This is a genomic window from Ruegeria sp. AJ12 (assembly GCF_056536245.1).
In genome coordinates this window covers 60,285-75,148 of record NZ_JBQFJJ010000002.1, presented here as the reverse complement: position 1 = coordinate 75,148, position 14,864 = coordinate 60,285, and the positions used below count along the sequence as shown (strand labels likewise).

The following is a 14,864-nucleotide window of genomic DNA, read 5'->3' as shown; positions in this document are numbered from 1 at the left end:
TGCAAGCGATTGTGCCCCCGCCTGCCGGAACAGACGAATTTGTGAAGTGACGCGAGGGGCTTGCATCGGGTTGATCCGGATCGGGGCGGCCTGTAAGGCGATAAGACACGCAAAGCGGGCCGGATAGGTGACGGAACAGAAAACACGACCGGCAATCCGGGTACATTTCTTGATGTTCGCAGCCGTGTTTGTCGGGGGTGCTGCAGGCTCGCTGCTGCGGGAGGCGTTTGCGCTGAGCATACCCGGCGCGCCTTTTCTGACCTCGACCTTCGGCATCAACGTCGTCGCCTGTTTCGTTCTGGGCTGGCTGTATTCCATTCGCCACCGGGTGCATGCCCATGTCCTGCATCTGGGAGCCGTTGGGTTTTGCGGCGGGCTGTCCACATTCTCGTCCTTCGTGGCAGAGCTGGAACGGCTGGCGGAAACCAATCTATGGACAGTACCCGTCGCCGCGGGTCTGGAAATCGCCGTTGGCCTTGCGGCGGCAGTGATGGGTGAGGCCTTGGGTCGCCGTTTTCAGCCCACGAGGCATTCCGAATGACCGACCTCTACCTGCATGCGATGTTTGGATTGGGTGGGGGTCTGGGCGCGGTACTACGGCACTGGCTGGCGCTGCGGGTCAATCATGACCTGCCGCTGTCGACCCTGATCGTGAACGTTCTGGGCAGTCTGCTGCTGGGACTTTGGATCGGATTCCTCGGCGGACCGGTTGAGATGGGTGAAGAGGAAAAGCGGCTTGTCTTCGGATTTTGCGGAGGCTTTACCACGTTTTCAAGTTTTGCCTATCAAACGCTGGAACTAAAGCGTGACCGCACGCTTGTCTTGGCTGCAGGAAACATCCTGCTCAGCCTTGTGCTGTGCTGGCTGGCGTTGTGGCTGGGGCTGATCCTGACCGGTTAATGCGCCTGCACGGTGGCTTGCGTTCCCGGTTTCGGTGCCCGGCAGAAAAACAACAGAGGGATTGTCGCAAGAGCAAGGAGCCCGAGATTGTTGAACACGGTCAGATACGAGATCATTTCGGCCTGCCGCGCGATCTCCTGCCCCAGGATGGCCGCGCCCTCTGCGCTGTCCGGTGTCAGTCCCAGCGGCTGCAAATAGGCCTGCGCCGCCGGGTTGTAAGGCGTCACATTCTGGCTCAGCGCCGCCGTGTTTGTCTGCAATCCGCGCACCACCCATGTGCCTACCAACGAAATCCCCACGGACGATCCCAGCTGACGCGTGACATTGAACAGGCCCGACGCCTCATCCTGACGGGTCTTGCTGATGCTCTCGAACGCCAGAATCGACATCGGCACAAAGACCAGTCCCATACCCAGGCCACTGACGGCACCGGGCCACGCCACCTGCCAGAAACCCGCGTTCAGGTTCAGCCCGCCCAGCATGAAATTCCCCACCGCTGTGAGCAGCAAGCCGGCACCGGCGAGGATACGCGGATCGAACCGGCTGACCAGCACAGCCCCGGTCACCACCATAGACAGGCCAGCCGTGATGCCGCGCGGGATGAACAGATGCCCGGAGTCGATGACCGGGTAATCGAGCAGGTTCTGGACAAAGGTCGGCAGGATCGCGATGCCCCCGAACAGCGAAATGGCGAAGCCCGCGATGATCAGGTTGCACAGGGCAAAGTTGCGATCCGCAAACAGGCGAAGATCGACAACCGACGTTTTCGACGTCAGGGCGTGGTAAACGAACCCAAGCGCGCCAAGGATGGATGCTATGACCGCCACCTGTATGACGCGGGACGACAGCCAATCCTTGGTCTCGCCCTGATCCAGCACGAATTGCAGGCACCCGATTCCGATGGCCAGTAAGGCAAGTCCTTTCCAATCGATCCTGACCTCTTCGGTTTCATCTTCCGGCAACTCCCCGGCCAGCAACAACAGCGCCACGGCGGCCACGGGCAGGTTGACGAAAAACACCATCCGCCATGAGAAGTACTCGGTCAGGATCGCCCCAACCGTGGGCCCAAGCACCGGCGCCACCACAACGCCCAGGCCAAAGACGGCCATGGCCTGACCTCGGTTTTCACGCGGGAAAGCATCAAACAGGATGGACTGCGACAGGGGGATCAGAAACGCGCCGAACATGCCCTGGGCCATACGAAACACGACAATCGTCTCAAGGCTCCAGGACAGGCCGCACATCACCGACATCGTCGCGAACCCGGTCACGGCCGTCAGGATCAGGCGCCGCCGTCCCACCCTGCGCGCCACAAAACCGGTAAGCGGCATGACGACAACCGCCGAGACGATGTAGCTGGTTAAAATCCAGGTCGCCTGATCGGTGGTCGCGCCAAAGGCCGCTTGTATGTGCGGCAAGGCGACATTGACGATGGTGCTGTCCAAAACCTCGAGAATGGCACTGAGAACAACGGCGACCACGATCACCGGATTGACGTGGCTGGCCGTAGCGGATGTCATTTTCCGTCCGTGGAATCTGTCGTGTCTACAACCACCCGACTGCTGCCACCGACACGCAGAGCGGCATCCGTTGGATCAAGCTCAATTCGTACCGGGAACCGGCGCGTGACCTTGACCCAATTTCCGCTGGAGTTCTCGGACGGCAGCAACGAAAACGTGTCGCCGGAGCCGCGCCCGATCGAGGCCACCTTGCCGGTCAGCGTCAGGCCCGGCAGCATGTCAATTTCAACTGTCACCGGCTGACCAGCCCGAATACGCGGCAGCGAGGTTTCCTTGAAATTGGCATCGACCCACCAGTCTGCGGCCTCAATGATCGAAAACTGCGCAAGGTTTTCTGAAACCGTGGAACCCGGTCGCAGGGTCAGGTTGGCAATCCACCCATCCGCCGTTGCATAGACTTTGGTCCAACCCAGATTGGCTTTGTCAATTTCCAGCTGTGCACGCGCCGACAAGACGCCGTCCTGCTTTTCCGCCAGAATGTTTTGCAGCGCCAAAAGAGCGGATTGGCTGGCGGTCAACCGTGCCGAAGCCTGGGCAAAATCGGAAGTTGTCTGATCCAAGGACGCTTGTGCAACATCACCTGTCGAAAACAGAACTTTGGCCCGATCTAACGCCTTCTCCGCCGTGTCATAGGACGATTGCGCACTTTCCACCGTTGCCTCGGCCGCCGCGATCTGTGTGGCAAAAGACTTTGCCTCTGCCTTCGCACCCTCCAGATCGGCCATAGATTGATCAAACGCCGCCTTGAACTGCGTGTCGTCAATCGTGAACAACAGATCGCCGGATTTGATCGACTGATTTTCAATCACATGCACCTCGGCCACCTGTCCGGTCACCAGCGCAGCCACGTATATGATGTTTGCACCCACATAGGCGTCCCTGGTCGACGGGTAACGCTCTTCATGCCGCCAATACAGGATCAGACCCACGGCAATGACGGCCAGCATCACAAAAACCGCGATTGCCTTAAGGGATTTCATGTGCGTTTCCTTTTGTCCTCGGAACAGAAATCCTACATTGCGTGCATGTGCATACGCACAGCCAGATTGCCCAGAATCCACACTGTTCCGAGTATGATGATCAACAGAACCAGAGTTGAAAACAGGATCAGATCCAAATCCTCGCGACTGCTGCGGCGTCGGTCGATGTGCAGAAAGTAAACCAGTTGCACGAGCAATTGAGCCAGCCCCAGCAGGCCAATGGTCAGATAGACTCCCTTGGTTTCAATACCGAAGTGATATGCGATGGCAAACACCGCCAGCGTCAGAAGCAGCGAGCCACCGTAGCCTATGATGTAGCGGCGGCGCTCCCGACGGTGCATCTCCGAGCGTCTATCCATAGGCGAGCCCTCCGAAGTAAACGATGGTGATGATGCCGATCCAGATGAGATCGAGGAAATGCCAGAACAGCGCCAGGCGCACCACACGCGACATCACCAGATCGGTCAGGCCCATGACGCGCAACTGAATACCCAGCACGATCAGCCACACACATCCCGCCGCCACATGCAGACCGTGCAGGGGAACAAGGCCGTAAAACGCCGACAGGAAGCCGCTGCGCTGCGGAACACCCCCCTTTTCGGCCATCGCCGTGAAATCGCGGATTTCCAGAACCAGAAAGCTGATACCCAACAGAAGGGTCACACCGAACCAAAGAATGATGCGGCCCCGGGGCAGGTTGTATTTCAACGCCAGCATGGCCAGGCCCACAGTCAGACTGCTGGTCAACAGGATCATGGTCTGGGCAAAAATACTGGTGAGATCGAACAGCTCATGCGGACCCGGCCCGCCGGCCTGTGCGTCGATCATGGTGATATAGACCGCAAACATCAGGCCGAAATAGACCAGATCGCTCATCAGAAAGACCCAGAAGCCGAAGGTCACGACCTCGGTGGCTTTGTGGGCACTCGCGTGACGTTCGCCAAGGTTGATGCCCGGATAGCTGTGCGTCGGCGCGCGTTTCATGTCACCGCCTCCAGATCAGGTCGGGCCAGTCCGCGGTTCTCCGGCGCCATTTCATGGTCGCGATCAACCGCTGTCGAGTTTTGCACCAGCGTCAGCCACGCCTCGTGCTCTTTGCGCACCTCTTCGGCTGGAATGACGATTTCAGTGCTGGTGTCAAAGCTCCAGACGATGATCGACAGGATGATCAGCAAGGTCATCAGCGCGGCAAGCCACCAGATCCACCAGACAAGCGCAAACATCCAGACACCGCTGAGCACGCACAGGATAAACCCGATGCCGGTGTTCCGTGGCATATAGATGTCTTCATAGGCTTCCGGTTTTGGATACGCGTTGCCACGCTCTTTGGCGGCGGCAAAGTTATCGCGGTCTGTCACATTGGGACTGATCGCAAAGTTATACGGTGGCGGCGGGGCGGGGATCGACCATTCCAATGTGCGTGCGTCCCACGGGTCCCCGACGGGCACGCGGGTCTTTTCCCGATCCCGGATACTGACCCACAGCTGCACCAGAACCGACAGCAGCGCGGACAGGATCACCAGCGCCCCGACCACCGCGACGATCATATAGGGATGAAAACCGGGGTCTTCCCAACTGAACGACCGGCGCGGCATCCCCATCAGGCCGACAAAGTACAAAGGCAGGAAAGTCAGCATGAACCCGACCGTCCACAAAACCACTGTAACACGGCCCCAAAAGTCGTTCAGGCGGAAGCCAAACGCCTTTGGGAACCAGTAATTGTAGCCCGCCAGCAACCCGAACAGCACACCCGGCAACAGAACGTTGTGGAAATGGGCGACCAGAAACAGGGTGTTGTGCACCTGATAGTCCACTGTGGGATTGGCCAGGATCACACCGCTGAGCCCGCCAATGACGAACAGCAGCAGAAAGGCCAGCCCATAGAGCATGGGAACCGAGAACCGGATGCGCCCGCGCCAAAGCGTTGCCATCCAGTCATAGACCTTAACCCCGGTCGGAATGGCGATCAGCATGGTCGCGATGCCAAAGACGGCGTTGATCAGCGCGCTTTGACCCATGGTGAAGAAATGGTGCAGCCAGACGGTAAAGGACAGCACCGCGATCGACATGGTGGCAATGACCAGCGAGTTATACCCGTAAAGCCGTTTTGCCGAGAATGTCGCGAAGACTTCGGAATAAATCCCATAGGCAGGCAAAACCAGCAGGTAGACCTCTGGGTGACCGAACAGCCAAAACAGGTTGGCATAGTTCATCATGTTGCCGCCAAGGTCATTGGTGAAGAAATGAAAATCCAGATAACGGTCGGCGGCCAGCAACATGGCCGCAACGCCCAGCGGTGGCATCGCAAAGACAATCAGGATCGAACTGCAGATGATCGTCCAGCAATACATCGGCAGCCGCATGAACTTCATACCCGGGGCGCGCAGCTTGTAGATCGTAACTGCAAAGTTGATACCTGTCAGCGTCGTACCGATCCCCGACACAACGATGGCCCAGATCCAGTAATCCGGCCCCACACCCGGATTGAACGCGGCGCCGGTATAAGGCGGATACGCCGTCCAGCCGCCGGTCGAGAACTCACCCACCACCAGCGAAACCATCAGCATCATACCCGCCGAGACGGTCAGGCCGAGGCTGATCTGGTTCATAACCGGAAAGGCCACATCCCGCGCACCGATCATCAGCGGCACAAGGAAATTCGCCAGACCGAACACGAACGGCACGGCCACGAAAAAGATCATGATCGTGCCATGGGTACTGAACAGCTCGGCAAAATGCTCGGCTTCCAGAAATCCGTCCCCCGGTCCGGCCGCCTGCTGGGCGCGCATGACAACGCCTTCGAGAACGCCGCGGGCCAGCATAACAATGGCAAACACGATATACATGATGCCGATCTTCTTGTGGTCTGCGCTGGTCAGCCAGTCCCGCCAGAGCGGCCCCCAAAGCCGGAACCATGTCAGCAGACCCACCACCGCGACAACGCCGACGATAACGATGCCCGCCGCCGCATTGGCGACAATCTCATTGGTGTTGGGGTCCTGAATCAGCCCCGCTATGGGAAAGGCATCCCAGTTGAGGCGGCCAAAGAACCCGGACTCAGTCGTCGTCATTGGCTGGCCTCCTGCCCATAGGCGGATGTCCCGGGCTGCTGGTTCAGGGGCAAAGGTTCGCCGCTGTGATACCGGTGCAAAATGGTGTGGAACAGGTCACCCTCGTCCAATTTGAAATAGAGCGCGTTGTCCGGCATCTGGCTCGTACCCAGTGCTGCCTGCACTTCATCCCGATCAGTGCGCATGGCAAGCGTCTGATAGGTATCCGGGTCCAGCAAGATCCCATTTGCCAGGACCGTGTCGACCCATGAATTGAAATCACCCGGTTCCATCGAGACGGTATTGAACTTTTGCTTGGTGAAACCGCGCCCGTTGTACTGTGTGTTTTCGCCCTGCATTTGCTCGGGCTGATCTGCCACCAGATGGAGCTGGGTCGTCATCCCCGGCATCGCATAGATCTGGCCAGCCAACGCCGGGATCATGAAAGACTGCATCACCGTATCGGTCGTCAGCGTCATCGCCACCTGCTGTTTGACAGGGATCCCCAGCTCGCCCACGGTGGCAATCCCCAGATCGGGGTAGATGAACAGCCACTTCCAATCCAGACCGACAACCTGAACCCGCAGGGCCGGTTCTTCGCCAAAAGACGCGGAATACGGGTCTAGACGGTGGGTCGCTTTCCAGAGGTAAAACGACAGGAGCGCAACGATCACCACCGGCACGCCCCACATCAGAAATTCGAGCTTTGCCGAGAAATCCCAGTCGGGCCGGTACGTGGCGGTGCCGCCCTTGCGGCGACGATACCTCAGCGCAATCAGCGGAACCAGTATCAGTACCGGGACGACCGCGATCAGGATCAGGCCCGTCGCGCGCAGCAGGTGCGTTTTCTGAACCGCCGCGATCGGCCCTTGCGGGTCCATGAAGCTGTCGCTGGCCCCCGCCAGTTGGGCCGTGGCCATCAGAACCGCAAATGCCGCCAACAGGACAGCCGACGCGGGAGACGTTCTGAAAGTGGCCATGCCTGACGGTCCTCTCGTGCCCTCTGGTCCGCCAACTATCGGCAAATGCAGAGATTTTCTCAAGGTTTTTTCCGGGCCCGCGATTGCCCGGTACAACAGTCGCTCAACCCTGGGTTAGGGCCTCCGTTATCGCACCCGACTGGCCGGCTTTCTGTTGACTTGAGACAAGGGTCACGACAGACATCTGTGTAATGCGTTTGCTTCTTTTGATATTCTGTCTGGTTTTTCTGGCCGGCGGCGCCTTTGCGCAGGATCGCGCGGCGGTCGAGCGGCAGTTTCAAACCTGGCTGCAAAAGACGATCTGGCCGCAAGCTCGCGCCAAGGGTGTTTCGCGCGCCACCATGGATCAGGCATTTTCGGGCGTGGCATTGAACTGGGACCTGCCCGACCTCGTGCCGCCCGGAAGCGCTGCGAAGACGCCCAAGGCGCAACGCCAGGCCGAGTTTGGCTCACCCGGTCGCTATTTCAATGCCGGGTCCGTACAGGGGGCCACCTCGGTCGGCCGCAAAATGGCCAAACGCCATGCCGCCACGCTTGCGCGGGTTGAGGCGGAGACCGGCGTACCCGGGCGTATCATTCTGGCCATCTGGGGTCGTGAAAGCGGCTATGGACAGGTCCCGATCCGGCACAACGCCTTTCAGGTTCTTGCCACCAAAGGCTTCATGAGCACCCGGTCGGATTACTTCACAGCCGAGTTGATAGCGGCCTTGCAGATTGCCGAGGCCGGTCACGCGCAAGGCCGTGCGCTCAAAAGCAGCTGGGCGGGCGCGCTCGGGCAACCGCAATTCATGCCGTCGAGCTTTCTGACCTATGCGACCGATGGCGACGGCGACGGGCGCGCCGATATCTGGGGCTCGGCTGACGACACAGTCGCCTCGATTGCCACCTATCTGGCCCGACATGGGTGGGTCTCCGGGCGCGATTGGGGATTCGAAGTGGCGGTTCCGCAGTCCTTGTCCTGTGCCCTGGAAGGCCCCGATCAGGGCCGATCCATTCGCGACTGGTCCGCTATGGGTATCGCACGGGTGTCCGGCAATCCCTTTCCAGCACATGAGATGGCCACAGAAGGCTATCTGATGATGCCAGCTGGCCGGAACGGCCCGGCTTTTCTGGTCACACCGAATTTCTATGTGCTGAAGGAATACAACAAGAGCGATCTTTACGCCCTGTTCGTAGGTCATGTCGGTGACCGCATTCAATACGGGGTGGGGGATTTCAACGGACGCTGGGGCAAGGTCGGCGGGCTGTACCGATCCGACATTGCCGCCATGCAGCGTGCACTGGAACAGCAGGGGCACGATGTCGGCGGGGCCGACGGTCTGCCGGGCTTCAAAACCCGCCGATCAATCGGACGCTGGCAGGAAGCGACCGGGCGCGAGCCTACCTGTTTTCCTGAAGAACGGATGAAATCCGATTTGGTCCCCTGATTGGGTTGTCTGCAAAAAGCGCAGAATCTCTCCCCATCCGCACCGGCTTTGCAACAGGTGATTCGCCGGATTTAGGCATGGTTCCAGATCGGGCATGGCTGAATTCTTGTCCACCAACCCCTGCTGCGCGCGCAGACCTTAACATAAGTGTTACAACAACACTCTGATTGATCACAAAGTTTCAGCACGACCCCGCGGTTCGGTTCTTTTCCTCCTTTGGTTGAGTTCACCCGGGAGAGCGTCTTTAACCTTTTTTCAAATAATGGCACGTTCCTGCGCAGTGAAAGACAGCTTTCGCAATCACGTTCCGACACCGAACTGAAAGGCATTGACGCAGTGCGCATTGCGACCACGTATCGCCACTTTCGATCAAGGCTGGTTCTCGATCCATGTCGGAAAAAACGGTGACCGCGCGCATTCCGTGACAGAGGCGCATATCCGGCACCCAAAATGGGAGAAAACACCATGAACAGATACATCCGAACTTCACTGGTGGGTCTGATGACCTCGACCTTTATCGCCGGCACAGCCTTCGCGGCCGGCACACATCCGGACACGGGCGAAGCGCTGGCCGAGGACCAGACCTTCACGTATCGTATTCTCGACGAACACAGCTCGGTCGACCCGCAGGTCGTCGAGGATGTGACCGGCGCCGAAATCGTCCGCGATCTGTTTGAAGGACTGATGAACCAGGACGAGGACGGTAATCTGGTTCCCGGTGTTGCAACCGGCTACACAACCAATGACACAAAAGACGTGTACACCTTTACGTTGCGTGACGCGAAATGGTCCAATGGCGATCCGGTGACTGCAGGCGATTTCGTTTTCGCCTGGAAGCGCGCCGTCGATCCCACACTGTCCTCGCCTTATGCGTGGTTCATGGAACTGATGTCGATCGAGAACGCCGCAGCGATCATCGCCGGCGAGACGCCCGTCGACGAACTCGGCGTCAAAGCGATTGATGACAAAACCCTGGAAGTGCGTCTGAGTGCCCCCCTGCCCTATTTCGCCCAGATGACGACGCATTCCACCACCTTCCCGGCTCCTCAGAAGGTCATCGAGGAGTTTGGCGATGCCTGGACCAAACCAGAGAACATTGTCTCGAACGGTGCATATGTTCTGACCGAGCATCTGCCGCAGGAACGCTCGGTTCGGGAACGTAACGAGATGTATTGGGACAACGACAACACCATCATCGACAAGGTCGTCGCCCTCGTCATCAATGACGAAAACGTCGCTCTGACCCGTTACCTCGCGGGCGAGTTGGACCGCACCGAGATCCCCGCCGGTCAGTACCCGCGCCTGAGCCAGGAACACCCGGATGAGGCCATCAGCTTCCCGCGTCTGTGCAACTACTACTACACGTTCAACCTGTCCGACGGCGGACCCGAGGCCTTTAAGAACCCGAATGTCCGTCAGGCCCTGTCTCTGGCCGTCGACCGCGCGATCATCACCGAAAAGGTCATGGCGGGAGGTCAGCCCGAAGCGTACACATTTGCCCCCGAAGCGACCGCAGGGTTCACCGTTCCCGCCGTCGAGATGGCGTCGATGTCCCAGGCCGAGCGCGATGAACTGGCCAAGGAACTGCTCGCGGAAGCTGGTTATGGCTCTGACAACCCGCTGAGCTTTGAGATGGTCTACAACACTTCGGAGGACCACAAAAAGGTCGCCGTCGCCCTGAGCCAGATGTGGAAGCAGAAACTGGGCGTAAACGTTCAGCTTGCCAACATGGAATGGAAGGTGTTCCTGGAAGAGCGCGGCAACCAGAACTTCGATCTGGCGCGTGGCGCATGGTGCGGCGACTACAACGAGGCCTCCACCTTCCTCGATCTGCTGCAGTCGGATTCCGGCTACAACGACGGCAAATATGCCAACCCGCGTGTCGACGAGTTGTTGGCAGAAGCTAAGACTGCGGACGACCCGGCGCCCCTGTACACCGAGGTCGAGCGCATCCTTGCGCAGGAAACCCCTGTGATCCCGATCTACCACTATGCAGGTGTCTACATGATGGACAGCGACGTTGGGAACTGGCCCGTGAACAATGTCGAGCAGAACTGGTACTCGAAGAACCTCTACAAGCTCGCCGAGTAATCGTCATGGAACCTCGCCCTGCCCCGGACCTGTCCGGGGCAGGGCCAATAATGATGGGGGCATGACATGCTTGCCTATAGTCTGCGGCGATTGCTCGTCGCGATTCCGACGATCCTGTTGCTGATCGTCGCCTGTTTCTTTCTGATGCACTACGCGCCCGGCGGACCGTTCACTTCGGAACGGCCATTGCCACCGCAGGTTCTGGCCAATATCGAGGCACGCTATGGGCTCGACCAGCCGTTGTGGAAGCAGCTTTGGGACTACCTGTACAATATCGTCGTGCATTTCGATTTCGGCCCGTCCTTCAAATTCAAAGACCGGGACGTGAATGACATCATCGCGCAGGGCTTTCCGATCTCGCTGACTTATGGCTCGCTCTCATTTCTGGTTGCGACGACCATCGGCGTCGGTTTGGGGATTGCAGCCGCGATCAAGCACAACAGCTGGATCGACTATTTTGCCGTCGGCCTGGGAATTGCGGCGCAAGCGCTGCCGAATTTCATCATGGGCCCGATCCTGATCCTGACCTTCACTCTGTGGCTGGGATGGCTGCCCGGTGGCGGCTGGAATGGTGGCCAGTGGCAATATCTGGTGATGCCGGTCATCGCGCTGGCCACATCCTACATGGGCTCGATCGCACGGATCACCCGGTCTTCGATGCTGGAGGTTCTCAACTCGAACTTCATCCGCACCGCGCGGGCCAAGGGCTTGCCGACCCGAACCGTGATCTGGCGCCACGCGCTGAAACCCACGCTGCTGCCGGTCGTGTCCTACCTGGGCCCGGTCTTCGTCTACGTGCTGACGGGATCGGTCTTTGTGGACATCTACTTTTCAACCGGCGGCCTGGGTCAGGCCTATGTCGGATCGGCCCTGTCGCGTGACTATGCCGTGCTGCTGGGGGTCACGATCCTCTATGGCGCGCTGACCGTTATCGTGAACCTGCTGACCGACCTGGCCTATGCCTGGTTCGATCCGAAAATCCGCTACTGAGGGGCTGGCAATGTTTGGAAAATCACAAAAAGCCGCCCATCTGGCCGAAGACGTCACCGACTACACGGCCATTCAGGGGCGTTCGCTCTGGCAGGATGCGCGCATGCGGTTTGTCCGCAACAAGGCCGCAATGGCCAGCGTCTTTATTCTGGGGCTTATCGTGCTGTTCACGATAATCGGACCCTGTTTCGCCGTCTGGAACAACGAAGAGATCGACTGGAACGTCATGGGAGACGTGCGCGGCATGGGCATGCCGTCGATTGAAACGGGACACTATTTCGGCGTCGATGATCTGGGGCGCGACCTCTACAGCCGGGTCATTCAGGCCACGACTACCTCGCTGCTGGTTGGTCTGATCGGGGCCGCGACGGCGCTGATCTTCGGCACGTGCTACGGCATCGCCGCAGGCTATATCGGCGGGCGCACCGACGGCGTGATGATGCGCTTTGTCGACATCCTGCTGGCGATCCCCACGACGCTGATCATCATCCTGCTGCTGGTGGTTGCCGGGCGGTCGTTCTTTACCCTGTTCATCGCGTTGGGCGCGGTGGGGTGGCTGACCATGGCTCGGATTGTGCGCGGGCAGACACTGACCCTGAAAAATCGCGAGTTCATCGAGGCGGCCCGGGCCGCCGGCGTCAGCGAATTCACCATCATGTATCGCCACATCCTGCCCAACCTGCTGGGTGTCGTGATCGTCTACGCCTCGCTGCTGGTGCCCGAGATGATCCTTGTTGAAAGTTTCATCTCGTTCCTGGGTCTGGGGATTTCCGAACCCTATACCTCGCTCGGCCGCCTGATCGCCGAAGGGGCCGGGACCATGGGCTATGGAACCCTGTGGCAGCTGCTGTTCCCCCTAACATTCTACGTCACCATCATCATCACCATGTTCTTCATTGGCGATGGTCTGCGTGACGCACTGGACCCGAAGGACCGCTGATATGAGTCTGTTTTCCGTAAAGGACCTGAGCGTCCAGTTCGATACACCGGATGGCGTGGTCGAGGCCGTCAAAGACATCTCCTTTGAGATTAACCCGGGCGAATGCCTGGGCATCGTCGGCGAAAGCGGGTCGGGCAAAAGCCAGACCTTCATGGCAGCGATGGGGCTTTTGCCGACCGCTGGCCGCGCTTTGGGGTCGGTCACGCTGAACAGCCAGGAGATTCTGAACCTGCCAGTGGGCAAACTGAACCAGATCCGGGGCGCCGATGTCGGCATGATCTTTCAGGACCCGCTGACGGCCCTGACCCCGCACCTGCGGGTGGGTCAGCAAATGCGCGAGGTTCTGCAAATCCACGAGGGTTTGCAGGGATCAGCCGCGCGCAAACGGTGCCTGGAGTGGCTCAATCGCGTGCGTATCCCCGAGGCCGAACGGCGTCTGGATCAGTATCCGCACGAGCTGTCCGGCGGGATGCGTCAGCGCGTGATGATCGCCATGTCGATGCTGTGCAACCCCAAGCTGCTGATCGCGGATGAACCCACAACGGCGTTGGATGTGACGGTGCAGGCCGACATTCTCGACCTGATGGTGCGCCTGCAAAAAGACGAAGGCACAGCCATAGCTCTGATCACTCATGACATGGGTGTCGTCGCACGGATGTGTGACCGCATTCAGGTGATGCGCATGGGCGAATTTGTCGAAGCCGGCACAACGCACGACATCTTTCGCGCACCGCAGCACGACTACACCCGCACTTTGCTTGAGGCAATGCCGCGGATCGATGCCGGGGATGCACCACGCGCGCTGGAGAAAACCGAGGCGCCGCTGCTGAAGGTCGATGATGTCAAAGTGCATTTCCCGATCCATATCTCGGGAGGATTGTTTGGACACAAGGTGCCCTTGAAGGCCGTCGACGGCGTCAGCTTCGACATTCGCAAGGGTGAAACCCTGGGTGTGGTCGGCGAATCCGGATGTGGAAAGTCCACACTGGCGCGTGCTGTTCTGCAGTTGATCGAACCCAGTGCTGGCAATGTCAGCTGGCTGGGCCATCCCATTGTCGGATTGAAACGGTCCGAGTTGAACAAGTATCGCAAGGACCTGCAGATCGTGTTCCAGGATCCTCTGGCCAGCCTCGATCCGCGCATGACAATCTCGGCCTCAATTGCCGAGCCATTGAAGACCTATCGCCCCGACCTGACCGAACGCGAACGCAAAAAGAAGGTCGCCGAAATGATGGAGCGTGTCGGCCTGAAGGCCAACATGATCAATCGCTATCCGCATGAACTGTCCGGTGGGCAGAATCAGCGCGTGGGCATTGCCCGGGCGATGATCAACAAGCCCAAACTGATCATCTGCGACGAGGCGGTCTCGGCACTGGACGTCTCGATCCAGGCCCAGATCGTGGACCTGCTGCGCGAGCTGCAACAGGAATTTGGGCTGTCGATGATCTTCATCAGCCACGATCTGTCGGTCGTGCGGGCCATATCGAACCGGATCATGGTCCTGTATCTGGGCCGGATCGTAGAGCTGGGTGATGGCGAGGTCATCTGTTCCGAGCCGATCCACCCCTATACGAAATCCCTGATCTCTGCGGTGCCGATCCCTGATCCGGATGTCGAGCGCAGCCGGCAGCGGATAAAACTGCCGGGCGAATTGCCCTCTCCCATGGATCCCAAGGCGGCGCTGCGGTTCCTTCCCAGTCGACTGGTGGCAGGCGAGACGGATTACATCCCCAAACTGAGCGAGGTTGCCCCGGATCATTTCGTCGCCGAACACGATCCGCTGGAAAAGATCCTGGCACAAGTTTGACAGACAGCCCCGCGGCCGATTCCCGGCCGCGGGGCAATTTCTTGCCGAGTTCAGGCATTGTTCAGCCAACCCGCGACGCGCTTCGTCCACCGGCAACACACGCGGGACAGAGACAAAACCCAAAGAAACCAACGGTTGTTTTTGACTCCAACCGTTCAAGGTGGCACGTTTTGACCAAT

At 59.1% G+C, this 14,864-nt stretch carries 13 protein-coding genes; 7 read left to right on the top strand and 6 right to left on the bottom strand.

The window, feature by feature from the left end:
• Positions 1–127: 127 nt before the first annotated feature.
• The gene (locus ACR3E0_RS20660) at positions 128–541 is read left to right on the top strand and encodes a fluoride efflux transporter FluC (protein WP_480481264.1); all 414 of its coding nucleotides are present in this window, start codon (positions 128–130) and stop codon (positions 539–541) included.
• Complete coding sequence (gene crcB, locus ACR3E0_RS20655) at positions 538–900, top strand: fluoride efflux transporter CrcB (RefSeq protein WP_480481262.1); 363 nt, start codon at positions 538–540, stop codon at positions 898–900. Before ACR3E0_RS20660 ends, crcB begins: the two co-directional genes overlap by 4 nt.
• Here crcB and ACR3E0_RS20650 read toward each other — a convergent pair.
• Genes ACR3E0_RS20650 through ACR3E0_RS20625 form a run of 6 tightly spaced genes read right to left on the bottom strand, consistent with a single transcriptional unit; the run spans position 897 to position 7,430 of the window.
• Positions 897–2,420, bottom strand: coding sequence for a DHA2 family efflux MFS transporter permease subunit (locus ACR3E0_RS20650; protein ID WP_480481260.1), 1,524 nt, complete (start codon positions 2,418–2,420; stop codon positions 897–899). The genes crcB and ACR3E0_RS20650 overlap by 4 nt on opposite strands.
• On the bottom strand, positions 2,417–3,400 hold the full coding sequence (locus tag ACR3E0_RS20645) for an HlyD family secretion protein (protein WP_480481258.1): 984 nt from the start codon (positions 3,398–3,400) through the stop codon (positions 2,417–2,419). The genes ACR3E0_RS20650 and ACR3E0_RS20645 overlap by 4 nt, the downstream gene beginning before the upstream one ends.
• Positions 3,401–3,432: 32 nt before the next feature.
• A complete protein-coding gene (locus ACR3E0_RS20640; RefSeq protein ID WP_480481256.1) occupies positions 3,433–3,759 on the bottom strand; it encodes a cytochrome o ubiquinol oxidase subunit IV in 327 nt (108 codons plus the stop codon).
• Positions 3,752–4,384: a cytochrome c oxidase subunit 3 gene (locus tag ACR3E0_RS20635; RefSeq protein WP_480481254.1), complete on the bottom strand. Its 633-nt coding sequence runs from the start codon at positions 4,382–4,384 to the stop codon at positions 3,752–3,754. Before ACR3E0_RS20635 ends, ACR3E0_RS20640 begins: the two co-directional genes overlap by 8 nt.
• Positions 4,381–6,471 (bottom strand): cbb3-type cytochrome c oxidase subunit I, encoded by a 2,091-nt coding sequence (locus tag ACR3E0_RS20630; protein ID WP_480481252.1) that lies wholly within the window; start codon positions 6,469–6,471, stop codon positions 4,381–4,383. The genes ACR3E0_RS20635 and ACR3E0_RS20630 overlap by 4 nt, the downstream gene beginning before the upstream one ends.
• The gene (locus ACR3E0_RS20625; protein ID WP_480481250.1) at positions 6,468–7,430 is read right to left on the bottom strand and encodes a cytochrome ubiquinol oxidase subunit II; all 963 of its coding nucleotides are present in this window, start codon (positions 7,428–7,430) and stop codon (positions 6,468–6,470) included. Before ACR3E0_RS20625 ends, ACR3E0_RS20630 begins: the two co-directional genes overlap by 4 nt.
• A 191-nt stretch (positions 7,431–7,621) precedes the next feature.
• On the opposite strand from ACR3E0_RS20625, the gene ACR3E0_RS20620 reads away from it, so the two are divergent.
• The 5 genes from ACR3E0_RS20620 (at position 7,622) to ACR3E0_RS20600 (ending at position 14,685) form a co-directional block, all read left to right on the top strand.
• Positions 7,622–8,857: a lytic murein transglycosylase gene (locus ACR3E0_RS20620; RefSeq protein WP_480481248.1), complete on the top strand. Its 1,236-nt coding sequence runs from the start codon at positions 7,622–7,624 to the stop codon at positions 8,855–8,857.
• Positions 8,858–9,322: 465 nt separating this feature from the next.
• Complete coding sequence (locus ACR3E0_RS20615; protein WP_480481246.1) at positions 9,323–10,948, top strand: peptide ABC transporter substrate-binding protein; 1,626 nt, start codon at positions 9,323–9,325, stop codon at positions 10,946–10,948.
• Between the two features lie 66 nt (positions 10,949–11,014).
• Positions 11,015–11,938 (top strand): oligopeptide ABC transporter permease OppB, encoded by a 924-nt coding sequence (gene oppB / locus ACR3E0_RS20610; RefSeq protein WP_480481244.1) that lies wholly within the window; start codon positions 11,015–11,017, stop codon positions 11,936–11,938.
• A gap of 10 nt (positions 11,939–11,948) precedes the next feature.
• The gene (locus tag ACR3E0_RS20605; protein WP_480481242.1) at positions 11,949–12,878 is read left to right on the top strand and encodes an ABC transporter permease subunit; all 930 of its coding nucleotides are present in this window, start codon (positions 11,949–11,951) and stop codon (positions 12,876–12,878) included.
• Between the two features lies 1 nt (position 12,879).
• On the top strand, positions 12,880–14,685 hold the full coding sequence (locus tag ACR3E0_RS20600) for an ABC transporter ATP-binding protein (protein WP_480481240.1): 1,806 nt from the start codon (positions 12,880–12,882) through the stop codon (positions 14,683–14,685).
• Positions 14,686–14,864 lie beyond the last annotated feature (179 nt).

Excerpts from the sequence above, each read along its gene's own strand:
- crcB (WP_480481262.1), top strand. The coding sequence starts at position 538 with ATGACCGACCTCTACCTGCATGCGATGTTTGGATTGGGTGGGGGTCTG.
- ACR3E0_RS20650 (WP_480481260.1), bottom strand. The coding sequence starts at position 2,420 with ATGACATCCGCTACGGCCAGCCACGTCAATCCGGTGATCGTGGTCGCC.
- ACR3E0_RS20645 (WP_480481258.1), bottom strand. The coding sequence starts at position 3,400 with ATGAAATCCCTTAAGGCAATCGCGGTTTTTGTGATGCTGGCCGTCATT.
- ACR3E0_RS20640 (WP_480481256.1), bottom strand. The coding sequence starts at position 3,759 with ATGGATAGACGCTCGGAGATGCACCGTCGGGAGCGCCGCCGCTACATC.
- ACR3E0_RS20635 (WP_480481254.1), bottom strand. The coding sequence starts at position 4,384 with ATGAAACGCGCGCCGACGCACAGCTATCCGGGCATCAACCTTGGCGAA.
- ACR3E0_RS20630 (WP_480481252.1), bottom strand. The coding sequence starts at position 6,471 with ATGACGACGACTGAGTCCGGGTTCTTTGGCCGCCTCAACTGGGATGCC.
- ACR3E0_RS20625 (WP_480481250.1), bottom strand. The coding sequence starts at position 7,430 with ATGGCCACTTTCAGAACGTCTCCCGCGTCGGCTGTCCTGTTGGCGGCA.
- ACR3E0_RS20620 (WP_480481248.1), top strand. The coding sequence starts at position 7,622 with ATGCGTTTGCTTCTTTTGATATTCTGTCTGGTTTTTCTGGCCGGCGGC.
- ACR3E0_RS20615 (WP_480481246.1), top strand. The coding sequence starts at position 9,323 with ATGAACAGATACATCCGAACTTCACTGGTGGGTCTGATGACCTCGACC.
- oppB (WP_480481244.1), top strand. The coding sequence starts at position 11,015 with ATGCTTGCCTATAGTCTGCGGCGATTGCTCGTCGCGATTCCGACGATC.
- ACR3E0_RS20605 (WP_480481242.1), top strand. The coding sequence starts at position 11,949 with ATGTTTGGAAAATCACAAAAAGCCGCCCATCTGGCCGAAGACGTCACC.
- ACR3E0_RS20600 (WP_480481240.1), top strand. The coding sequence starts at position 12,880 with ATGAGTCTGTTTTCCGTAAAGGACCTGAGCGTCCAGTTCGATACACCG.